The organism is Pseudovibrio ascidiaceicola, from assembly GCF_900114245.1.
GTDB classification, from domain to species: Bacteria; Pseudomonadota; Alphaproteobacteria; order Rhizobiales; family Stappiaceae; genus Pseudovibrio; species Pseudovibrio ascidiaceicola.
Map to the genome: position 1 here is coordinate 320,318 of NZ_FOSK01000005.1, position 22,320 is coordinate 342,637.

The 22,320-nt window shown below is 49.5% G+C and carries 15 protein-coding genes; 3 read left to right on the forward strand and 12 right to left on the reverse strand.

Annotated features, from left to right (window positions below; genetic code table 11):
* Positions 1-91 precede the first annotated feature (91 nt).
* The 3 genes from BM231_RS11885 to BM231_RS11895 all read right to left on the reverse strand — a co-directional run bounded on the left by BM231_RS11885 (position 92) and on the right by BM231_RS11895 (position 2,944).
* Positions 92-778, reverse strand: a complete 687-nt coding sequence (locus BM231_RS11885; RefSeq protein WP_093519591.1) for an MOSC domain-containing protein — start codon at positions 776-778, stop codon at positions 92-94.
* Positions 779-968: 190 nt separating this feature from the next.
* Positions 969-1,481 (reverse strand): GNAT family N-acetyltransferase, encoded by a 513-nt coding sequence (locus BM231_RS11890; RefSeq protein WP_093519593.1) that lies wholly within the window; start codon positions 1,479-1,481, stop codon positions 969-971.
* 92 nt (positions 1,482-1,573) lie between these two features.
* Entirely contained in the window at positions 1,574-2,944 is a 1,371-nt protein-coding gene (locus BM231_RS11895; RefSeq protein ID WP_093519595.1) for a cytochrome P450, read from the reverse strand.
* Positions 2,945-3,201: 257 nt separating this feature from the next.
* On the opposite strand from BM231_RS11895, the gene BM231_RS11900 reads away from it, so the two are divergent.
* Positions 3,202-3,471, forward strand: coding sequence for a DUF2798 domain-containing protein (locus BM231_RS11900; RefSeq protein ID WP_093519597.1), 270 nt, complete (start codon positions 3,202-3,204; stop codon positions 3,469-3,471).
* Positions 3,472-3,684: 213 nt separating this feature from the next.
* Entirely contained in the window at positions 3,685-4,617 is a 933-nt protein-coding gene (locus BM231_RS11905; protein WP_093519599.1) for a DMT family transporter, read from the forward strand.
* A gap of 24 nt (positions 4,618-4,641) precedes the next feature.
* Here the strand turns inward: BM231_RS11905 and BM231_RS11910 are convergent, their stop codons facing one another.
* The 7 genes from BM231_RS11910 to BM231_RS11940 form a co-directional block, all read right to left on the reverse strand.
* Positions 4,642-5,388: a formyltransferase family protein gene (locus BM231_RS11910; protein WP_093519601.1), complete on the reverse strand. Its 747-nt coding sequence runs from the start codon at positions 5,386-5,388 to the stop codon at positions 4,642-4,644.
* A gap of 33 nt (positions 5,389-5,421) precedes the next feature.
* Positions 5,422-6,720, reverse strand: coding sequence for a capsular biosynthesis protein (locus BM231_RS11915; protein WP_093519603.1), 1,299 nt, complete (start codon positions 6,718-6,720; stop codon positions 5,422-5,424).
* On the reverse strand, positions 6,717-8,021 hold the full coding sequence (locus BM231_RS11920) for a capsule biosynthesis protein (protein WP_093519605.1): 1,305 nt from the start codon (positions 8,019-8,021) through the stop codon (positions 6,717-6,719). The genes BM231_RS11915 and BM231_RS11920 overlap by 4 nt, the downstream gene beginning before the upstream one ends.
* A 16-nt stretch (positions 8,022-8,037) precedes the next feature.
* Positions 8,038-8,694 carry an ABC transporter ATP-binding protein gene (locus tag BM231_RS11925; protein WP_063310521.1) on the reverse strand — a complete coding sequence of 219 codons (657 nt, stop codon included), beginning with the start codon at positions 8,692-8,694 and terminating at the stop codon, positions 8,038-8,040.
* Positions 8,694-9,461, reverse strand: a complete 768-nt coding sequence (locus BM231_RS11930) for an ABC transporter permease (protein WP_063310520.1) — start codon at positions 9,459-9,461, stop codon at positions 8,694-8,696. The genes BM231_RS11925 and BM231_RS11930 overlap by 1 nt, the downstream gene beginning before the upstream one ends.
* A 10-nt stretch (positions 9,462-9,471) precedes the next feature.
* The gene (locus BM231_RS11935) at positions 9,472-10,845 is read right to left on the reverse strand and encodes a KpsE/RkpR family capsule polysaccharide export protein (RefSeq protein ID WP_093519607.1); all 1,374 of its coding nucleotides are present in this window, start codon (positions 10,843-10,845) and stop codon (positions 9,472-9,474) included.
* Between the two features lie 175 nt (positions 10,846-11,020).
* The gene (locus BM231_RS11940; protein WP_093519609.1) at positions 11,021-12,202 is read right to left on the reverse strand and encodes a polysaccharide biosynthesis/export family protein; all 1,182 of its coding nucleotides are present in this window, start codon (positions 12,200-12,202) and stop codon (positions 11,021-11,023) included.
* 244 nt (positions 12,203-12,446) lie between these two features.
* Here BM231_RS11940 and BM231_RS11945 point away from each other — a divergent pair, with 244 nt between their 5' ends.
* Positions 12,447-13,214: an SDR family NAD(P)-dependent oxidoreductase gene (locus BM231_RS11945; RefSeq protein WP_093519750.1), complete on the forward strand. Its 768-nt coding sequence runs from the start codon at positions 12,447-12,449 to the stop codon at positions 13,212-13,214.
* A 17-nt stretch (positions 13,215-13,231) separates the two neighbouring features.
* Here the strand turns inward: BM231_RS11945 and BM231_RS11950 are convergent, their stop codons facing one another.
* Together BM231_RS11950 and BM231_RS11955 are read right to left on the reverse strand one after the other, a co-directional pair.
* Positions 13,232-14,593 (reverse strand): aminotransferase class I/II-fold pyridoxal phosphate-dependent enzyme, encoded by a 1,362-nt coding sequence (locus tag BM231_RS11950; RefSeq protein ID WP_093519611.1) that lies wholly within the window; start codon positions 14,591-14,593, stop codon positions 13,232-13,234.
* Complete coding sequence (locus BM231_RS11955) at positions 14,593-22,155, reverse strand: type I polyketide synthase (RefSeq protein WP_093519613.1); 7,563 nt, start codon at positions 22,153-22,155, stop codon at positions 14,593-14,595. Before BM231_RS11955 ends, BM231_RS11950 begins: the two co-directional genes overlap by 1 nt.
* Positions 22,156-22,320 lie beyond the last annotated feature (165 nt).

Genomic DNA, 22,320 nt, shown 5'->3' on the forward strand with positions numbered 1-22,320 from the left:
CAATTCTCCATTCATTATCAAATACTTGTTGTTGGCTTCATCTAGCAAAAACTCGCAGGTTAGGCTAATCAGAAGTTTGTGCGCTGTTGGGCTATGTGACGCGCACCTTTTGTCCGACAGCAACTGGACCAGACTGGACAACCTTAGCATAGACGCCAAACTTAACATCGAAGTCGCGTGCAATCGGTCTCAATATGTCTGGCTCGAATTTCAGATCATCTTGTGCGATGGTTACCATCCTGCAGCGCTCTGTTTTATGTGTCACTTCCAGCTGTACATCGCCTATTTTCAATATCCTGCCAACTAAGTCGTCATCAGTCATATGCTGCGGGGCATCTAAGATGATATTTGGTCGGAAACGGCGCTCGTCAATTTGGGCGCTTGGAGTAAGGTTTTGTAATCTTGCTACTTCCGATGAAAGCAACAAGTGCACCGGACCATCGTCAAAATGTGGAATGCTTCGCTCTGGGACGACTGTAACTGGTTGTCCAAGAAATTCAGAGAGATCATGATTGATCTTTTCCGAATTAACATCAACGAGACACCCATCTGGAAAACCAATTGACACAACTCCATCATCGGACACAGCACGCAATGATAACAGGTTGTCAATACGTCTGAAACGCCGCGTGTTCTTGCCACTTCCAAATTTTCCTTGGTCATCAGCAATCGCGAAATGCCTATCGCCAACCACACCTCTTTCATTAAGGTCGAGTTTATTAAGCGCTTCTCCAAGCAGTGACTTGATCGGGTAGTGCCATAGTGACTGAATTTTCAAAGTAAGCCCCGTGTTCGGGTTTTAAAGGCCAATATAACGAGATCTTAGGGACATCACGTCAAGACGAAGATTGGGTTGTCATTGGAATATCAACACCAGTTGTCGTTCTGATCTACACGGAAGCCCTACCTCGCTGACTTGCTCTTCGTGCATCATTGAACCTGATCAGGTGATAGCAGTCTGTCGTTCGCTACGTGCTTGAGGCAAGAGCGTTTTGGCTGGAGAAGTGGAGGAAGGTCATCTCTGTTCCTTGATAGTCGCCAGAACAGGTCCTGTGGGTTGCGTTGGTCAGCTCGGAGATTGTCTTTGTCCAGAATGCCAATGCTCCAGTATTCTTGGGCAGCACGCGAACTTGCCAGTCTCCCGGATGCAGCTTCAGGCATTCTTTCAGGGCCTCTTGTCCCAATCCTAGTCGTGTGAACTTTCCAAGCACGAAGAATTGGCCCATGTCGATCAGCGTGGCGTCATAAGGATACTGTCGCACCAGCGCAAAACCTGCGATCTCACCAGCCTGCATTATGAAATAGGGATGGTGGCCCGCCTCGTGGAAGTAAGCAAGCACGATGTTCTCATCAAACTCAAACCCACCCGCTGCAGAAACCGGCCAGTGCATGTATTTGGACATGTCATAGAGGTAGAGCTGAAACAAGTTTGTCAGCACAGGCACATCGGCCAATGTCATCGGCTTCAACTCAACAGACATAACCACCCTCACATGTCGGTCCAAATCAGCAGATCAATGCACTAGCACCGATTGAGGACTGGCGTCGAGCGGATATGATATTGAAATGTGGCTTAACTCCGTAGTGGCGTGACTTTGCAGACGATGGGGCGTGTTGGTGCAAGGAACAGGACGCCTTCTGGCTCCACCTTGTCGGCGTTGAGGATTTCGATGTCGAATTTTTTGACGAGGCTGGCCAGAATGAGCGTTCCCTGAAGAATGGCAGAGCTGGCCCCGGTGCACATGCGCAGGCCACGACCAAAGGGCAGGAAGCTCTTCATGATGATGTGCTGGTCTTTGCGCATGTAGCGTTCAGGATCAAAACGGTCCGGGTTGAACCAGTATTGCTGATGTCGATGCACAATCCATGGAGACACAGTAATTTGTGCGCCTTCTTCCAAGGCTAGTTTGCCCAGCTTGATTGGTCTGCTGGCGCGACGGGTCAGGTGCGGAATAGGCGGGTAAAGCCGTAGGATCTCGCGGAAGACATTGCGGGTGTATCTGAGGCGTGAAAGCTGTTCAAACTGGATGTCATCATGCCCACCCACTTTGCAGACCTCTTCGCGGATCTTTTGTTTGGCCTCAGGACATTGAGATAGAACGAAAAACGCCCACATCAAAGCTGCAGCGGCCAACTCCTGACTGTTCAGAATAGTGGCGACGTGGTCTACGATTTGCTTGCGGGTGAAGGGGATGTTGGTTTCTGGGGAGCGGGCGATGAGGAACTTATGCAAGAAGCTGTGATGGGAAAAGCTGTTGTGCTGGATGTTGCCATCAATGAGCATACTGACCAGATAACGCAATTGCTGGGCTGCATACATGGCCGTTTGCGGTAACTTGGGCAATTGCCAGGCTACGCCTTGCTCTGCGGTCTCACGGATCACCTGCGAGATGCGGGTCTCGAAATCACGGGCATGGGAATTGATCTCGTTGAACACATCTGTGGGCAGCTCATTTGAAAACAACATTCTGTAAGCGATGTCTGCATTCAGGCGTCTGAGCAGCAAAGACAAGTCTATCACCCGGTTTTCATTTTGAATTTCTTCGCAATAGTCCCCGAACCGATTGATTGAATTCTGGATGTGCTCAAAGTTGACCTGCTGGGTGCGCATGGTGCCGATGGGACGGATCATATCTCGCTGGTCCACACACCGGTTGTTGCTCGTCACAATCGGATGATCGCCCAGCAACGGGCGCAGCAACTCAATCATCCCCTCAGCTTTAACGAAGATCTCGGGTTTCTCTTCAAAAATAACGGAGATGAGGTCTGGGTCGTTGATCAGGAAGTTGGGTTGCTCTGACGTGGAAATGTCAACGATATCTGCTTTGTAAAGTTCTTCTGGGAGGTGTTTAAGGAGGTTTGTTTCAACGCCGTCAAAGTCCCCCGTGCCTTCAGTGTATGGGTGAGGTGCCGGAGGGCGATATAAGCTGTTGTTTGTATCCATAGAGCCTGACTCGATTGCATCATGATGGTCACATCGAGGGTCCTCGCGGGAAATGACCCGATCCGCGAGTGTAGTCTCCGTGGCTTTAATAATTCGCTGAAATTAACTTCGGATCATATTGAAAATACAATGCAATTACTGGTGGTTTTGGTGAGAGGATAAAACTCCGGCGCTGCATAACTGCCATGCACTACGACATCTTGACAGTTTGACTTGATTTCATATAGTTTGACCTCAAATAAAAAAGAGATAAGTGCATGAATGTTTCCCCACGAACCTATGGCTACCTGTTGCGTATCAGTATTTCGTTCTTCATGAGCATTTTGATGTCTTTTGCCATGCTGGTGCTGAACCTCGGGTTTGTCGAAAACTTTATGGCGCTGTGGTTCAAGTCATTTTCTGTTGCCTTCGCGCTTGCCGTTGTTATCAGCTCGCTGGTCTTTCCCTTGGTGATCGCCCTGCTGTCGAAGCTTGTAAAAGTATGTGATGAGCCTGTCGAACTTCAGGAAGTGACGGAGGGCTGCTGAGCCCGCCATTCGAAAAGCAGGTTACCTGACCTAACTGTGATGCAAAAAGGAGTGTCCCTTGCTTTTTGCATTTGCTTTGTGATGCATCACCGTATACGTGCATTATTGATGTCGATTGGCATCCAAGAATTCTTTTCAGCACATTTCCTCCCTTTGCATTCGCTTTCTGGTTCGCCTCGGTAAGCGGATTTGTGCTGCTAACAAGGACAAAAAATGGCTCAGTTCCTCAGCAAGCGAAACATGGGTATCGCGCTTACGATCCTGTCTACGCTGATCTTTGCGATGCAGGATGCGATCACCAAGCAGCTCGTGTCAGACCATCCGGTCTGGTTCATCATGATGGTTCGCTTCTGGGTGTTGCTGGTGATTGCGGTTGGCTGGGCCATGATCAGCGAACAAGGGCTCTATAATGTGGTGCGCACCAAACGTCCGGTGCTTCAGATTGTTCGCGGCCTTCTGCTGTTTGCTGAAATTTGCCTGATCACTTTCGCCTTCAGCATGCTTGGACTGGCCGATGTGACCGCAATTTTTCAAGCTCATCCGTTGATCGTGACAGGGCTTGCGGCTCTCTTCCTTGGTGAGACGGTTGGCTGGCGCCGCATTCTGGCAATGTTTTGCGGTATGGCGGGCTTACTGGTGATGCTGCAGCCGGATGGCAATATCGGTGGTTGGGGCGCTGTAGTGGCGCTGGCTGCCTCGGTCAGCTTCGCGCTGTACCAGCTGTTTACGCGGGTTGCGAGCCAGGATGACAGCGCGCTCACGTCTTTCCTTTATGTTGGCATCGTGGGTACAGTTCTCTCCACCATCATCGGCTCTCAACACATGATGGCGTTTGATGAAGTGGAATGGGCGCTGCTGCTTGGCATTTGCGCAACGGGCACGTCCGCACACTTCCTGCTGATGAAGGCACTTTCGCTGGCGCAGGCAAGCGACATTCAGCCGTTCAACTACCTTCAGCTGGTCTGGTCGATCCCGATCGGATTCCTCGTGTTCTCCGACCTGCCAATCTGGAGTACCATTCTCGGTGCGATCATCGTGGTGGGTGCTGGCCTGTTCTCGCTATCTCGCCAACGTATCCGTGCGGCTGAGAAGGAAACCGGGCCTGAACCTGAGACCTCAGAGGAAGTGGCTGCGCGCGCGGACTAATGCCTTGTTCGCACGGCTGGAGAATTAAAGTCTGTTGCCGCGGGCCAGAAACCTCAGAACATCACCATTGCTGGGCCAGCTGCGATACCGCGGAGCCCGGTCATCCGGCGCCGGCGGGCAGTCGTTCTTGCCGAGAAAATGGGAGGCCACGAGCTTCCCTGTCTTTCGGAAAAGGTCCAGATTGGTGCGGAAAAGGGTTCTCTTTTCCGGCACCACAGTCGTTTCTGCCAGCACCTTGCCAGCGTCAATTTTCTGAATGCTCTCATGCAGACTGAGGGTGAAAGCCTGCTCATTTTCTAAGATCGCATGAAAGACCGGATCCGGCCCTTTGTAGATCGGCAGTTTACCGGGATGAATGTTGTATGTCTTGTCAGCAAAACGCTCGTAAAATGCCGCATTTAAAATTTGCCCCAGATGAACCGTGAGGATCAAATCCGGCTTGCAGCACTCGATAAAGTCGAGGGTCTGAGGCGCGCTGGCGTCATTTGTCGGTAGAACAGGACATTGCAGGCTGCGAGCCCAGGTCCGCATGCTCTTCCATTTGGGGACATGTGGCATCCGGTAAGCTGGCTTTGTTACAGCGCCCAGATACCCCGCATAAAGCGGACCTGAACGGAGAAAAAGGTCCTTATATGCGCGCCAGTCGTTGCGCTTGCCCGCCACCGCCGTGCACTTCACAAGACCACAGATCTGGATTTCTGGATACGCCAGCAATGAATGTAAAGCAGCGTCAGTGTAAACGCTGGCGTTGGAAACAAGACAGATCTGCATGCATACTCCCCAATTGCATAAAGTGGTCGTCAACTACATAAAGTAGTCGTAGGTAACGCCCATTTTCCGTGCTTTTTCCATCCTTGGCGGTTCAACTCGTTTCAGGCGTTGCTCTGCGTAGGAGGTGGAGAGGATCTTTTCTGCTGTCCCCTTTGCTGCAGCTTCGAGACCAGCTGCATTGTATAGTGATCCGCGTACCTGAATGGTGGTTTTTAGCGCATCAATAAACTTACGGTACACATCTGGCTCCGGCGGTGTTGCTGAGTGCCAAAATGTCTCCCAGTCGCCCTGATGCGTCAGACCTTCCATGTCGTAAATCGTTGGCAAAATGCAGCAGGTTGGCACACCATATTCAAGAGCCTCAATGCCTGCTGAACTGTTGATGGTCAGCATCCCGAGGGATGGTTCAGCAAGCGCTTTGATCGTCTGCCCGTGAATAAGCTGCGTGCGTTCCTCAACACCATGCTTACGGCTGGCCTGAACAATCGCTCGCGACAATTCCTTGAAGCGATATTCCAGTGGATGGCTCTTGAACAGCAGCAGTGTCTTTTCAGGCGCATTCTTAGCAAAGGAGGCGATGACCTTCTCAATTGCCTCATAGATGCTGGCAAAGGGAGAATGATCCCGGATCTGAAAATCCCCGTTCAGCTGCAAGGCAAAGAGATAATAAGGTGTGCCGCTTTGCTGCAACTGATCCCAAATGACATCTGCCTCTTGCTTCCGAGTTTTGGCCTGTAGGCGTGCTTTAAGCCAGCCGCCATAAACCTGCACACGAGATTCTGTGCGATGGTTGTGGTAATGAGGAAACTTACGGGCATGAACTGCGTTATAAAGCGTGAAACCGAGCTCTTGCAGCACAATCTGCTTATAGCTGCCAGGATAAAGCACAGCGGAAGTATCTTCCGCCTGTTGTGTATCCAACTCCATTAGTTCCTGCTTGTTCTGCGGGAAATGCGAAAGCGCAGAACAGCCGCCATACTCGACAGTCATCCAATCCGGACGCAAATAGCCAAGCTCGGTCGCAATGATGGTGACGTCCAACCGTTTTGCAACGCCGATGGCGACTTTGTGGTAGTAGCGCCGATCTCCATGAAGCAGGATATCCGTGACCCCATGCGCAACAATCAGGGCTTCCAGAAAAAGTGCCCAGTTCTCAGCAGGCTCAGAAAAGTGGATGGTTTCTGTCTGCTCCCAATCATGGACGTCGCTGCCGCAAAAATGCACCTTAAGCGTCTTTGCGCCCAGCTCTTCCAAGTGGTGTGCGGTACGGGCATAGTATTTGGAAAGTGGACCTTGCAGTAGCAAAATGCAGCGCTTGTTTTCTGAAGTCATTTGTCACTCCAGTAACAATTTGCCGGGATAGGAACGCCGGCAGCCTTCGCTTGTTCCAGACGCGGCGGCGTTTCAACAAACGCACCATGTCCGTTGACGCCATCCTCCAGAATGCGCTTTACAAACTCTTGCGCCGCGATCTTGCGACCTTCGGAATTGAAAAAGCTTCCATGCACTTGAATGGTATGCCCCATAAGCTTTTCCAGATCGTGATAAAGGTCAGCATCGGGTAGAGCTGGTTCCCTCCAAAAGTCGTCCAGAGAACGCTGGTCCGTCAATCCGGCAATATCATAGACAGCAATACCCATGGCTTTCACCGGTACACCGCTCTTCAGCGCTTCCATGCCGACCGTGCTGTTCACCAGCACGCACCCGCGCGAGTGCCTGAGCAACTGATTTAGATTGCCACCATCAATAATGATTGTGCGCTCCAAGCAACCGAACTCTGCCGCAATTTCGCGAATGACCTTCGGCCAGTTCTCAACGTTGTTGTCAAACGGGTGCAGTTTGAACACCAGCTTGCTCTCAGCTGAGGCACTTTGGGAAAACGTACTGTAAAGCTCGCGAATGAAGCCCGACAGGTGCTTGTAGTGCGAGTGGTGCCTGATTTGATAATCGCCCTGCATCTGCATGGGGACGACAAAATACTCGGCCTGCTCCTGGATTAGCGTGTTGACCGCCTCGTCCGCTTCTTGTCCAAGCCGTTTCTGGCGCATCAGACGTGGAATGTAGCTGAAATAATCTCGCAACGGATGATAGTAGCGGTCTCGCTGGTAAAACGGAAACAGGTACGGGAAGAAGATTGGAATCAGGTTGCAGATGACTTCATTGGTCGCTTCCTGCAAAAACGCATGCGGAAAATGGCTGGTTGGTTTCAGTTCTGGTAAGTTAGCTGCGCTTTGTTTTATCTTTGCCGGGTCATTCGGGAAGTGCGAATACACCCCCATGCCACCACGCTCCAGGGTAATCCAATCCGGACGCATATAACCAAATTCATAGGCAAACGTGTTTATGCCCCGCTGCATCGCCACATCATGCGCAATCCGATGGTATGGCCGCCGATCTGCATAATAGAGAATGTCCGTGATGCCATTCTCATCAATCAACCGCTCCAGCCTACTTTGCCAGTTCTTCAACCGCCCCCAATAGGCTTGCGCACCCAACCCAACGCGAAAATACCAATCACTGAGCGAAAAATTAACAATGGTATACTTGACGTTATGGGCTTCAAACTCTTCAACAAGCGCCCGACAAAAGGCAGAAGGATGTGACTGTAAAATAAGAACTGATCGAACTGTCATAGCGCCTATCACTCAGCTACTTAAGCTGATTTTCCCGATGCTGAGCAAGCGCTTCATCGACAGAGTCATACATTGTCAACTCACCTTCATGCAGCAGGCATGCTGAGTCGCAGAGTTTCTTGATCGTGGCTTCGGAGTGCGAGATCATAATGATGTTCGCGTGCTTAAGTTTGGTCTCAAAAACCTCATCACACTTACGCTTAAATCGCGCATCTCCCACAGCTGTAATTTCATCAATTAAATAACATTCAAAATTCACAGCCATACTGACACCAAACGCCAAACGTGCCTTCATTCCGCTTGAGTATGTCCGTATCGGAAGTGTCATAGACGGTCCAAGCTCGGAAAACTCTTCCACGAAGTCGACCATCCGTTCGGTATCTTCACCATACATACGTGCAACGAAACGGACGTTTTCAATACCAGTCATATTCCCGGAAAACCCGCCGCCGAAACCAAGTGGCCAGGACACTTTAACATTGCGTTTTATTCGACCACTATCAGGCAATTCCGCTCCCGCAATCAGGCGCATGAATGTAGACTTACCAGCTCCATTATGTCCAAGGATACCAACATTTCTCCCACTAGGAAAACGTGTGGTGATGCCTCTTAATATGGTCTTGGTCACACCTTTAAGACGGTATGTTTTCCGCACATCTAGAAATTCTATCATTAGATTGACTTCTTTCGATATAATCGTTCTCCGAACAAGCCAAATAAAAGAAGAACTATAGTGCAAGTGAGAAGATAGGATTTACTCAAAACAACACTGTCGTAGTTTCCATAGTAGCCTTCTCGAAACCACTCTATTCCGTGAAGAATAGGGTTCCACGCGAGCAACTTAACGACATGGGTTGGAAAGTCACTTGGTACATAAAAAATGCCAGAAAGAAAGAAAAGTGGCTTACTTATTATAGATTCTAACTGCTTCCAGGTTGGCCAAAGTCTGAATAATACAGCATTCGTTGTCCCTGCTCCCAGCCCAAGGAAGCTAAGTACCAAAAATGCCGTCGCACACTGCTCAATCCGCACCGGCGTTGACGCATCATCACCCCAAATTATCATCGTGAAAAACACAATAATAATCATGAGATACGTCAGCACAATTAAGATGTATTTAGAGATAAGAATATCAGTTTCGTTCACAAGTGGATAGCTCAGTAGGCCACGGCTTGCGTTTATCGCTGTCATGAGAGAGCTTGAGAGCTTTGAGTATGTTTGAAATGGCAAAATGCCTGTCGCGAAGAAGAGCGCGAAGCTGGTTCCAAAAGCTGGAGATTTTCCGATACTTGAAAATATAAGCACCAGAACAAGCGTGCTGAGAGCTGGATTAACAATCGCCCAAAGATACCCCAATTGAGTATCGCCGAACGCTGTTCTTGTTTCACGAAGGACTAACGCAGCGATAACCCGTGCTTGTGTAGTGATAACGCCGTCCATGCTCTCTAAACTATTTCAAGTGGTCGCGGATTGAGTAAGCTATAACAGTAACAAGTGCCCAGATGGCGAGTAACCCAAGAAATAGAATGAGTGAATTGATCAAGCGTCTTGGATAAATTGCTTCTTGTGGCTTTGAAGGCGGTTTGAAAACAGCGAGATATCTTTGTTGGCGATCTGCTTCAGCTCGAGAACGCTCTAAGCCAGCAAGCGCAGCAGTATACGCCTGTTGGGCAAACTCCTGCTCTACAACTAACTCTTCGTAATTCGCTAACAATGCAGACAATGAAGACAGGCGATCCGCCCCTTCAGTTGCTTGCTGCAGTGGCGTTGGGTTTCTTCCGCTGATTTCGTCGCGTTTGTTCAAAATTTGCTTGATTAAAACTTCTTCTTGCTTCCGTAACTGCCGGATTGTTGGCGAGCTTTCGTCGATTGTCCCAACAAGTGTGGCTAAACGTGACCTTGTGTCCAGAAGTTGCTTTTCGAGACCTGCTATGAGTTCAATTTGTACTTCAGCGTTTTTGGTCGGATCAATGGAACTTTCTGCGCTACGAAAATTCTTCATGCGCATACGTATCATTTTCAATCTCAACTCCGCACGACGGACTTCTTCTTCTGCAAATTTTACGGCGTCACGGCGCGCGTTTTGAGAAAGAGTATTCACAAGCTCAGAGCCGTATGAGAGAACACGCGATGCAATACGTTCAGTCATTTCTGGCGAAAATGCTTGGACCTCTACTTCGATGATACTCGATGTATTGTCGAAGCTCGTGGTAATCATTGACTGCCAATATTCGACGAGTTCTTCAATTGGCATACTTTGATCAAGGCGATAGATGAAATCGACACTATCCTCGCTGAGATGACTCAATATACCTTCGTCTTTGGACAGACGCTCAACGACTTCTCGACCTTCCAGATAATCCATCAGGATAAAGGAGTCAGTGGTTGTGGTACCCACGCTGGCTAAACCAGTTAAAGCTCCTAAGAAGTCTCCCCCAGCAGATGAGCCGTCCATTCCGCGCACTGAGAAGCCAATTGTCGACGAATAACGATCCGATGCAATTAATAGGAAATATGTCGCTCCAAGAAGGCTCGGAAGAAGAACCATAAGTGCGAATGAAAGAGCCAGAATTTTTCGTCTTAACTGCTGAGGTCTTAAACCACGCAGGTTGAAAAGGTTTTTTGCACTTGTGTCTGCTTCCTGCCATTTCTTCTCAATTGGAAGCGCAACAACTGATGCGACTTTTTTGAGAGGAGACTTCGGCTTTGGTGCAGGCACTGCTGCTTTTGTAGCATTTAAATCTTGTGAAGGTAACTTGTTGCTGGAAGCCTTCGGCGGTGCAGGACGGATTTCTGCAACTTTTGCCGTTGTCCCTTTTTCCATGCCGGTTCATCACCTTTTTAATCGTTAACTAATCGTCGCGTGAAGCGTGCGCCAAACTTTTTAAAATGAAAACAGCAAAGTTTGATCGAATCATATCACGGCTAGCCGAATTGAGAAGTGCATTTTGGCTCCATAACAATAGCTAGATCGTTTATGTGTTCAGATAACCTCAAATTTAGAAGGTGCTTGCTGTTTTACCGATGGCTAACGTACCGCTTAAGATTCTGATGAACTTGTTAAGCTCGGCGCCGTAAGCGCTAGAAACATAGACTACGTCCTTATCACGGAGAGAGAAAAGTTGGCCTTTGAAGTAGGAACGTGCATCTCTCATATTCAAGCGGTAAATCACAGGAACCTTGCCTGAACTTGCTCCAGCATACTCAGACTTGAGTTGAGAGATCACTTGAGGATCTTCATAACGGAAGACAAAGAGGCCCTGAGAATTTGCTGCGTTCTGATCTAGTCCGCCGATACGACCCAATGCTTCAACGAGTGAAACATTCGACGCCTGGATAGGATATTCTCCTACTTTCGGGACTGCACCAAATGCTGTGAAGGTTTGAGGGTCGTGCGTTACGAAAATTCTATCTCCCGGACGGACATAAACATTTTCCTCGTTGCTCTGGAAAACCGTGCTGAGCAATTGCTTTGCTTGGCGTCCGTTGCGTGAAATAGATACGTAGCTCTCAGTCGCAGGTGAAGCGTTGCCGCCTGCGTTTGCCACCACATCAAGTAAGCGTTTCCCGCTTAGATCTAATGGATATTGGCCAGGCTTCTTTACTGCGCCATTCACGGTGACCAAGCTGCTAGCATTTTGCTTCAGTGTAACAATGACTTGAGGATTGGTTGCTTTGCGGTCAAGCGCAACCTGGAGCGCTTCTTGTAGCCGCTCGACAGATTTTCCGCGTGCATTTACCTTACCTACATATGGTATTGTAATTGCACCACTTTGGTTCACCATAAATGGGCCTAGTTCGACACCCCCGGCTTGTCCATTCGGTGTAAATAGCCGATCATTGCCTTGTTCCCAGACGACGACTGAAACAGTATCGCCAACGCCAACGATATGCTTTGGCGCCCATTTCCCACCCGTGAAGACTTTTGACAACCCGTTTGGTTGATAAGCTGAAAGCACTGATACAACCGAATCGTCGAGATCGATTAGATGGTAGTCAAAAGGTTCTGTGCGTCGTTCAGAAGATGCCGCTTGGATTTCTGAAGATACAGGACCAGCAGAAGGCAATGCAGCGCAGCCGGACAAAATGCCTAAAATGGGAGCAATGACAGCGAGGGATTTAGAAAAACCTGAAGATCCTTGGATCGACCGTAACTGGGTCGAATTGGGAAATAATTTCATAAAACTTCTATCCACTTTGCTGCCGGATCAAAAATACGCACGACAAAAATATCCAGCCTTAATAGAGGGATTAATATCTCAATCTGAGATAGAATTCAAATTTAGTGTCCGAAACAAGTTCAACGGCCTGTTGTTTTCTCTGGAGAAAGTCATACTCTGTGTGAGTGCTTAGAAAACTTAGTTGCGCGTTAACTATCTGTTTGCCAAAACGAATGAAATTCGTGTTGTTTGGAGCCCCTTTTTTATGTCCATCGCTAGATCGATTCTCATCACTGGTGCAAGCTCCGGTCTTGGAAGAGCTTTGGCTGTTTCCTACGCGGGTGAAGGCGTAACTCTCTGTCTTACAGGGAGAAATGAGGAGCGGTTGCTTGAGACTGTGCGTGAGGTTGAGCGAGGCGGGAGCCAGGTGTTCTGGAAAGCGCTTGATGTTTGCGATGCGGTGGCTCTTCAAAGTTGGGTTCAGGAGTTGGAGCAACAGACTCCGCTGGATTTAGTCATCTCTAATGCAGGTATCACGGGGTCACATGAGGTTGATGGGGCCGTCGAGACGGCAGAGACAGCACATGCTCAGATTGCGACGAATCTTGGGGGAGCTGTCAATGTTTTGACAGCGGTCGCACCATATATGCAGCAGCGCAAAAGCGGTCGAATTGCATTGATCAGCTCCTTGGCAGGAATGCAGCCGATATCTGATGGGCCTGCCTATGGGGCCTCAAAAGCGGGGGTGATCGCGTATGGTGAAGCGATGCGGGACCACCTTTATAAGTGGGGGGTGTCGGTATCCGTGATCTGTCCGGGATATATTCTGACGCCGATGGCCGATCAGTTCAGAAGCTGGCGCCCTTATGAATACACAGCCGAGCAAGCTGCTGCTTCAATCAAAAAAGCAGTTGCACGGAAAAAGGCATTTTATGCGTTCCCGTGGCAGCTGGCTCTGAGTATTCGTATTGGGAAACTGCTGCCGTGGAAATTGCGTCGGTTGGCAAATCAGCGCTTCAATTATCAGCGCTGATTTATTCGTCTTGTTTACTAGGCTGACATAACTTGTTGAATTGAAATAGGATTACTATCGTAATTCGCTATTTCATCATTCACCAGCTCGATCGCCTGATCCAGTTGCTCTTCTGTATGTTCTGAGGTGATGAAGAAGCGCAGACGAGCTGATTTTTCTGGAACTGCCGGATAGATAATTGGCAATACATTGAGCCCACGATCAAGCAGGCGCGCAGCCAAAACAGTTGCCTTCAAAGAGTCGCCCATCATGATCGGGACAACCGCGCAGCCTTGACTGACACCAGTATCAAGACCTGCGGTCTGAGCCTTTTCAAGGAAATATTGCCCGTTTGACTGTGCTGCCTGTACCCGGTGAGGCTCTGCTTCCATCAAACGGATGGCCTCACAAACCGCAGCTGCGATTGGGGGCGCAATACCAACACTGAACACGAAGCCAGAAGCTGTGAGTTTGAGGTAGTCAACCAAATCACTACAGCCTGCGATGTAACCGCCGCACCCTGCCAATGTTTTGGAAAACGTGCCCATCCAGATATCGACATCTCTTGGGTCAACCTGAAAATGCTCGGCGAGGCCGCGGCCTGTCTCTCCGAGAATGCCGATAGAGTGCGCCTCATCGACCATGAGCCAGGCACCGTATTTCTTTTTAATCTCAATCAGACGTGGAAGATCCGGATAGTCTCCGTCCATCGAGTAAACGCCTTCAACCACGATCAGTGTACGTGGATGTTTATGGGCGCGGAGCTCCAGAATGTTTTCCAGAGCCTCAAAATTGTTATGAGGGAAGGACTGGCGAACAGCACCGGAGAGCTTTGCTCCCGTGACGATGCTGTTGTGAATGTAGCTGTCGTGAATGATCAAGTCATCCGGCTGCATCAGTTGGCCGATGCTGGTGACGTTGGTTGCATGGCCACTGACAAAAGCGACAGAACTTTCAACGCCGTGCATCCGAGCAATGAGCTCTTCCAGCTCAGTATGAATCACGCGCTCGCCAGCAACAACCCGGCTGGCACTGGCTGAAATGCCATAGTGGTCGACAGCTGTTTTGGCAGCTTCCTGAACCTTCTCGTGCCCATTCAGACCCAGATAATCGTAGGAGGAGAAATTAAGATAAGTTTCTCCGTCAATCAGCGTCGTTGCCCCAGCACGTGCGTCATGGGCACGGAAAAAAGGATTGTTGATCTGCAACAGATCAGCTGCTGCCTTCTGAAGGCGAATTTCCTTAAACCCCGGAAGGTCTGCAAATTTGGGAGCGATTGCTTCAGCAGCTTGAGGTTTTGTAGCCTTTTGCTTTGGAAGCGCAGACTTTGAGCGCCTGACAGCGCTCAAAGCATTCAATCGATCATCTTTGCTTAGTTTTTTCTTGTCTGATTTGGCCATTAATTCAAAAGTCTTGCAGTTTTGTCCTGATGAGTATCGAGGATTTCGCGAACAGTTGATTTTTGAGCGTCATCCAGATCATCGGAAAGGTGTTGGCTGGCAAGAACGCTGTGAGATCCCTCCTCAGCAGAAGCCTCTCCACCCTCGCGTTTGCGAAGTTTTTGTAGGATCTGTGCAGCAAAGTCATCCAAACACGTTCCGCCTGAGATAGATACCAGCGGAATCTCCAGATTGAAGCGTTTTTGAATTCCCATTCTGAGTTCCAGACCCATCAAGGAATCCATTCCAAACTCCGCAAGTGGGCGTTGATGAGAGATGTCTTCTGCCGGAAGGCGGAGGATGCGTCCAATTTCACCGGCAAGGATATGAGCGACAATCTCTTTGGCCTCTGTATCCGACTTGCCCTCAATGAGAGACAGAATATCGGTAGAACCGTCGCTGTCTCCATCCGTATCACTTCGTCCCACGATTTCGCGGAAGAGAGGCTTGCTCAGCAATGATAGAGACTGGTGAGCTGCCGCCCATGCAAAACGGCCAATATGAACCACAGCGCCTGGCGCAGACCCATCATCCTGCTCCATGGCAAGCTTGAGGATATCCAGACCTTCACGAGCTTTAATGGTTGCCTCGCCCAGATGCCTGGACAGTTTATCGGAGACCTCAGCATTTCTGGCAAGGAAACCCACATCGCCGATTGCACCCCAGCCGACAGCAATTGCTGGCTTGCCAGCTTTCCGTCGGGCTCTTGCAAGTCCTTCAAGATATCCGTTGGCGGCTACGTAATGAGATTGACCTGGGTTCCCGATGAGAGTAGTTGCTGAGGAAAACAGGATAAACTGGTCCAGCTCGTCCTGGCGGGTTAACTCATCCAGCAGACTAGCGCCCTGAATTTTTGGTTCCAGAACTTTACGGAACCGTTTTTCATCCAGTTGTTGGATAATGCCATCATCCAACACCATCGCAGCATGGGTGATGCTCTTGAGTGGTGCGGACTGGCGCAGTTCGCTCAGCAAGCCGTGAACAGCTGTTCTATCCGTGACATCGCAGCTCACCGCGGAGACAGTTACGCCTTTTTCTGCCAAGGCCTCAAAAAGCTTTTCGTGTTGCTCGCTCACCTTTGCAGACCGGCTTGTCAGTGTAATGCGCCGTGCACCATTGTCAGCCAACCAGCGGCAGATTTCCAAGCCAAAGCCACCAAGACCACCGATCACCACATGATGACCATCCTGAGCGAACTTGAGAGAGGTGCGTTCCTGCGGAACCTTCACTTCCTCAGGCTTTGGCGGGGTAATCAGGATCTTGCCGATGTGTCCGGACCGTTGCATGAGCCGGAAGGCATCCTGCACATTACGCCCTTCAAACACGCGGTGAGGCAATGGTGTGAAAGTGCCGTCCTTAATCAGCTCAAAGACATCTTCAATGAGCTTGCGTGCCAGATCACTATCATGCAGCAGGATCTGATCCAGATCGATACCGAAGTAAGAAACATTGCGACGGAACGGACGCAAACCGATCTTGGTGTTGGCATAATAGTCTCGTTTGCCAAGCTCAAGGAAGCGGCCAAACGGGCGTACAATGTTGATGCTTGCTTCCATCGCTTCGCCAGCAAGAGAGTTCAAGACTGAATGTACGCCTTTTCCATCGGTGAGTTCCATGACTTTGTCTGGGAACTGCAAACTGCGGGAATCAAGAATGTGATCAGCGCCGAGCAGGCGGAGGATCTCTCGTTTTTCTTCAGACCCGGCGGTTGCAATGACTCTTGCGCCGATATGCTTTGCAATTTGCAGTGCAGCAAGGCCAACGCCACCTGCGCCCCCGTGGATAAGGACCCACTGATCTTCTTTGAGTTCACCAAGATGGATGAGCGAGTAATAAGCGGTCAGGAATGCAACTGGGTAAGTCGCAGCAGAGACAAGATCCTGACTTTGGTCAAGTTTCGCCACTGCAAACTTTGGACAGGTTACATAGGAAGAGTATCCACCAGACGTAAATGCAACCACTTTGTCACCAACTGCCAGATCACCGGCATTCTTGCCAACACGTGTAACAGTACCTGAAATTTCCAAGCCGAGATTTGGTCCACCATAGCCATCTTCAAGCGCTTCTTCTGGAAGCATGCCCAAAGTCCACATAACATCACGGAAGTTCAAACCAGTCGCGGCGACTTTAATCTCAACATGGTCCTCAGAGGGCTCAATACGTTGCTGCCCACGCCAGTTTAAATGGTTGAGGGAACCTGCCTCTGAGAAGTTCAGCTCAACATTCTCTGCAGGTTTCCAGGTGGATTGGCCAAACCCGGATTTAACACGCGAAACCACTCGGCTCTTTTGCGGCTGATGGAGTTCATTCTCCATGTTCTGGTAGAAAACAGCCTCCAAAATGTCAGAGGCAACGCCTTGGGCGCCTTTGTCGATGCAAACATCAAGGGCAAGTGGTGTCAGTTCAGGAGCTTCATTGCCAAGAACACGTGCAAAAGTCCATGCGGCACTCTGGGCTGGTGCTTCTTGCTCAGCGTTATGACCGCTGCCGCCTGGAGCAACAAGTGCGAGTTGACCAGCTAAGCCCGGATAAGCCTTTACGAGGCCAACACAAGTTGCACAGCGCTTCATGACCTGGTCGACAGGTGCGTCACCTGCCTCGGCCAGACCATACAAGTGAATGATGGTCTTCAGCTCAGCATCAAGGAAGGCAGAACCTGCAAGAGCGGACTTCCAGCCATTCGCTTCATTGAGGTCGAACTGGTCACTATCCGCATCCAGAACCTTGATGTTGCAGGAGGACAAGCGTTCATCATTCTGAATGGCCTGCGCAATTTCCTGTTCCAGCTTAGAATTACCCGCCAGAATGACCATAGCCTTGCTCTCAGGCAAATCGGCCGTTGGATCAAGCTGCTGACTTACGTCTACAGGTTTTGCAGTCGCATTCAGCAAAACAATTGATGCACCTTCTTTGAGTGCCTCAATTGCGATTGGAGCATTAAATGATGTTGAGGTAAACTGATCCAGCCAGTCATTGCTTGTTTTCAGCGGACCGACTGGATACTCGTCGGAAATTGAGCCGGCAAACCAGTCTTCAGACAAACCAAAAGCAACATCATGGAAAACATCTGAAAGTGGCTCCATCGCAAGGAACTGACCGCCTTCTGTCAGTGATTGTCCGAGCTTTTCGAAAAGGTTTGCCTCGCTCTGACATGCTTCGTGAAGAAGACCGGATGATACAATTACATCGAATGGTCCCTGTTCTAACGCGGCATCCCAAGTGTGGTTACTGTCCAGATTGCTCGTATCAAATACAGCGATGTTTGGCTCATCCAGAACACTGGCAGACAAACGCGCGGCGCTTTTGTGATTGCTGTCAGCGATCGAAACCTTTGTTACTTGGCTAGGCAGTATCTGCTGAATATCTTTTGCCAGATTCAGCCCTGAGCCGCTTAGATCCAGTACATGAAGCGGTGTGTCTGTGTCCCAGTTTCCAAGCGCGGTTCTGAGCCATTCAGAGATGCTTTGGCTGCGTATTTGTGCTTCCGGAGAGGAGTACCAGTATTGCTCGAGCATCGCACTGGAATGTTCGAAACCGTTGTCCTGAAAACTATCATGGTCAAGGCTATCGAGAACGAATTTGCGTGTGGTTGCAAGAATGGTTGCAGCAGCGATATCTTGCGGGCTTTCTTCCAGTACACTCTCAACCAGCAGATCGAAATCAGGAAGCTCAAAATCGCTGTTCAATTCAAAGCGGTTTATCCCACATTCTGTCGCGGCCCCGGCTTCCTGAAGGATCGTCAAAAGAGTGACGAAATACCGACGATGATTATTTGGTAAGTCCTCAACAGAAACAGTCTGTTCGCCATCCGCAAACTTTGAGATAATATCAAATGCTGTTCGTTGAGCTGCCGCATTGAGTAGCAAATACGCTTCACGCTCAGCTTCATCTTCAACAGTACGGAACTTTTCAGCAACGTAGTCTTCAATTGCCGGGAAGCTATGGTTGAGTTTAGCAACTGTGGTTGCAGGGTTCCGCTGCAGTTCTGCTTCGACGCGATAGATCAGGTCAGACGGGTTATCTTTACGACCCAGTTCGGTTGCACGGAAGCGGCCTCCGGAAATCGCAATAATGACGTTGTCATCTTCATCGAAAATCTGGAAATCTGCCAAAATAGAGAGTTCAGAGGCACGCTTTACCTGAATTCGAACATATGCTGGAGATGTGCCTGTTTGATACTGGCGAACCTTATCAAAGAAAATTGGAACATAGGCTTTTGGGCGACTGTTTTGGGATGTTGTCTCTCTGAACAGGGAGAGCAGGCCATGGAAACATCCATCAAGTTCAGCTGGATGAATGCCGAAGGATGAAACCTGCTCGTCATCTTCAAGTGCAGACAGGTGGACGATAAATGTACCCGCATCTACCTGAGAGACGTTTTGAGTGCGTTGGAAACGTGGCCCAAATTCAAGTCCGTATGTGAGTGCCGCCGTGTAAATCTCCTCACCTGTGTTGATGAGTTGCGCTGATTCAAAGTTGAGTTGAATGTTTGGTGCAGGAGTTTCCAGTTTTGCAACTCTGCCTACGGCATGCAGCGTCCAATCATCCCCACTCAGCCGCATACGGCTGGAAATTTTAACAGTCCCTGTTTCCTCAGAGATTTCGGTTTGAACTTCGGTCAGATATTCGTCGCTTAATACGAGTGCCTGCAAAATATCCATAGACCGCAGCTCTACTGCGTTACTTCCATAAAGAGTGGAACCGGCAGCAAGAGCCATTTCAACATAGCCTGCGCCGGGAAAAATCATTTGTCCGTTGATGACATGATCTTCCAAGAATGGAACTGTAAAGCGGTCCAGATGAGTGGTCCAAACGTTATAGGTAGCGTTCGGACGCCAACCTAAAAGCGGATGATCTCCACCCCTGAATATGCCCATATTGGCTTCGTCGCTATTCTCAAAGCGGAAGCTTTTATTCTGCCATGGGAGTGGGACCAGATTAACCAGCTCATCCGGGTTCTTTCCAAAGAGTTTATCCGTATCAACATTGATGCCAGCAATAAATGCACGAGCGACGAGGTTGATAACAGGATCTGTCCCACCAAGTTGTTCGTTCGAAAGGCTGGAAAGAACAGATCCTTTCCCGCCTTTTTCGGCAGCAACCTGGCGTAAGTAGCTCTGCAGAATTGGCTTTGGACCAATCTCAATAATCGTTTCAGCACCAAGATCAAGGGCTGTCGCAACGGCCTTGGAGAACAATACTGGCTTGCGAAGATTCCGCCACCAATAGTCCGCATTGAGATCCTTGCCATCTGAGATTGCGCCGGAAACCGTAGAAATAAATGGAACCTGCGTAGATGTCGCGGTCACAGTCCCGACAGCGTTACGGAATGGATGCTCAACGGGCTCAATAAGCTGGCTGTGAAATGGGTAATTCAGCGCAACTTTTCTGAAGGCGACATGATTGGCCCGTGCAAACTTTGCAAACCCGTCAACGTCTTCTTTTGTGCCAGATAGGCTGACAGATTTCGGACTGTTCTCTGCCGCGACTTCAAGGGAGTCAAATCCACTTTTAGAGACAAGCTGTCGGGCTTCATCAGCGGGGAGGACGAGCGCTGCCATGGTCCCATGGCCTGCAACGACTTCCTGTTCTGCTGACCGGTGATAGACCAGCGCTACAGCAGCGTCCAACGTGAGAGCACCCGCGACATGTGCTGCTGCAACTTCGCCGATACTGTGACCCAGAACCATGTCTGGTTTTAATGCGTAATCTTCAAGGGCCTGACAAAGAGCAATCTGGACTGCGAACAACAGTGGCTGCGCAATGCTCGTCTTTTTAAGAGCATCTTCAAGTGTCTCACTGAACAGTTCGGTTTTTAGGGACCAACCAGAAAGGTTTGTGAAGAGCTCATCAACCTTCTCAAAAGCAACTTTGAAGGTTTGGTTTGCAGCATAGGCGTCTCGGCCCATTCCAGCCCATTGCGCCCCGTTACCAGAAAACGCGAAGGCGCACTTGCCCAGACTTGTTGCTTTATTGGAGTAAATGACGTTTGCATTTTTCTGACCAGATGCAAAGTCAGACAAGGTCGTTTTAAGAGCTTCAACATCAGTGCCAGAAAACACTGCTTTTTCCGGAAAAATTCGTTTGCGATGAAAAGCTGCTGCACAAATCTTCAGTTTGCTTTGCTCTGTCAGAACCCCATCACGCGCATAACCGCTTGCAAGCTCAACCAGCGCTTCCTTTGTTGGCGCTGATAAGAACAATGAGCTTGCGACCTTCGGCTGAGTGAGTTGTGCGACATTATCTGTCTTGATTTCTGGGTCTTTGAGGATGACGTGTGCATTCGTTCCGCCAAAGCCAAATGAGTTCACCCCGGCAAACCTTGGGTTCTCCCCACGTGGCAGCTCCACACCTTCGCTTGCGACTTGAATGTTAAGTGCGTCGAAGTCGATATCTGGGTTCGGTTCGTTAAAGTGAAGACTTGCCGGGAAATGGTCATTCTGAAGCGCTAGTACTGACTTCGCCAGACCGACAAGTCCTGAAGCTGGTTCCAGATGACCTACATTGGTTTTGACTGAGCCAATTGGGAGCGGTGCGCGTCGTTTCTGCGCAATAGTACGACCGATTGACCCGGCTTCTGCTGGATCGCCGACACGGGTTCCGGTGCCATGCGCTTCGACAAATGCAAGCTGATTAGGGTCGATTCCATGTGCCTTGTAGACACGATCGAGAAGGTTTGCCTGTTCTACATCTGATGGAAGCGACATGCCTACGGTACGACCATCTGAATTTACGTCGACTGCAACAATATCAGCATGAGACCGCTGCCCTTTCCAGCGTGGAGCATCTTTCCTTTTTATGACAAGTGCAACGCCGCCTTCAGAGCGAACATAACCATTCCCATTCGCGTCAAAGGCTTTGCACTGCCCATCTGGAGACAGCATAGTTGCCTGTGCGAAGCCTACGAAGGGAAATGGGCTGGCAAGTACGTTGACACCTGCGACGATGGCGCAGTCAATTCTGCCAGAGTTTAACGCACGGTAAGCTTCGTGGAGTGCAACCAGAGAAGACGAACAAGCGGTGTCGACAGTAAAACTTGGGCCTTTAAGGTCGAAAATGTAAGAAAGGCGGTTTGAAATAATAGAAAGTGTATTGCCAGTCATAAAGTGACCGGTCGCTACATTAGGATCGAACAGGCTTTCGTTGGCATAATCCAGCGCAGATGCCCCAACATAGACGCCTACATGATCACCGGCTATGGTGTCTGGTGAGATGCCTGCGTCTTCAATCGCTTCCCAAGTGAGCTGTAATAAGATACGTTGCTGAGGATCCATTTGCTCGGCTTCTCGCGGAGAAATGCCAAAAGCGGTGGGATCAAAGTCCCATAGATTGTCGAGAACACCTGCTTTAAAAGTATATGCCTTGCCTGCCTCTGAAGTACGTGGATGCAGATATCTGAAGTGTGACCAGCGATCAGAAGGAATTTCGGAAATGCTGTTCTGTCCTGATTTCAGCAGATGCCATAGTGCTTCTTTGTTGGAAGCTCCGGGTACACGAACTGATAGACCTACAATTTCCAACACGCAGCAAAACTCACTCAAACAGGGGTTAGCATCTAGAATTGTGATGCCTGTATTTAAACTTAAAGTTCCATATATAACCTAGACGCGAATGTACTTTCAAAAAAGAACGCATCAACAGATATTTTGATATCATTCAATATTGGGGAGGAGATTTCGTTTCTTCTA

Bases quoted from the DNA above. Each gene is read 5' to 3' on its own strand.
- BM231_RS11890 (WP_093519593.1), bottom strand. From the start codon at position 1,481: ATGTCTGTTGAGTTGAAGCCGATGACATTGGCCGATGTGCCTGTGCTG.
- BM231_RS11895 (WP_093519595.1), bottom strand. From the start codon at position 2,944: ATGGATACAAACAACAGCTTATATCGCCCTCCGGCACCTCACCCATAC.
- BM231_RS11900 (WP_093519597.1), top strand. From the start codon at position 3,202: ATGAATGTTTCCCCACGAACCTATGGCTACCTGTTGCGTATCAGTATT.
- BM231_RS11905 (WP_093519599.1), top strand. From the start codon at position 3,685: ATGGCTCAGTTCCTCAGCAAGCGAAACATGGGTATCGCGCTTACGATC.
- BM231_RS11910 (WP_093519601.1), bottom strand. From the start codon at position 5,388: ATGCAGATCTGTCTTGTTTCCAACGCCAGCGTTTACACTGACGCTGCT.
- BM231_RS11915 (WP_093519603.1), bottom strand. From the start codon at position 6,720: ATGACTTCAGAAAACAAGCGCTGCATTTTGCTACTGCAAGGTCCACTT.
- BM231_RS11920 (WP_093519605.1), bottom strand. From the start codon at position 8,021: ATGACAGTTCGATCAGTTCTTATTTTACAGTCACATCCTTCTGCCTTT.
- BM231_RS11925 (WP_063310521.1), bottom strand. From the start codon at position 8,694: ATGATAGAATTTCTAGATGTGCGGAAAACATACCGTCTTAAAGGTGTG.
- BM231_RS11930 (WP_063310520.1), bottom strand. From the start codon at position 9,461: ATGGACGGCGTTATCACTACACAAGCACGGGTTATCGCTGCGTTAGTC.
- BM231_RS11935 (WP_093519607.1), bottom strand. From the start codon at position 10,845: ATGGAAAAAGGGACAACGGCAAAAGTTGCAGAAATCCGTCCTGCACCG.
- BM231_RS11940 (WP_093519609.1), bottom strand. From the start codon at position 12,202: ATGAAATTATTTCCCAATTCGACCCAGTTACGGTCGATCCAAGGATCT.
- BM231_RS11945 (WP_093519750.1), top strand. From the start codon at position 12,447: ATGTCCATCGCTAGATCGATTCTCATCACTGGTGCAAGCTCCGGTCTT.
- BM231_RS11950 (WP_093519611.1), bottom strand. From the start codon at position 14,593: ATGGCCAAATCAGACAAGAAAAAACTAAGCAAAGATGATCGATTGAAT.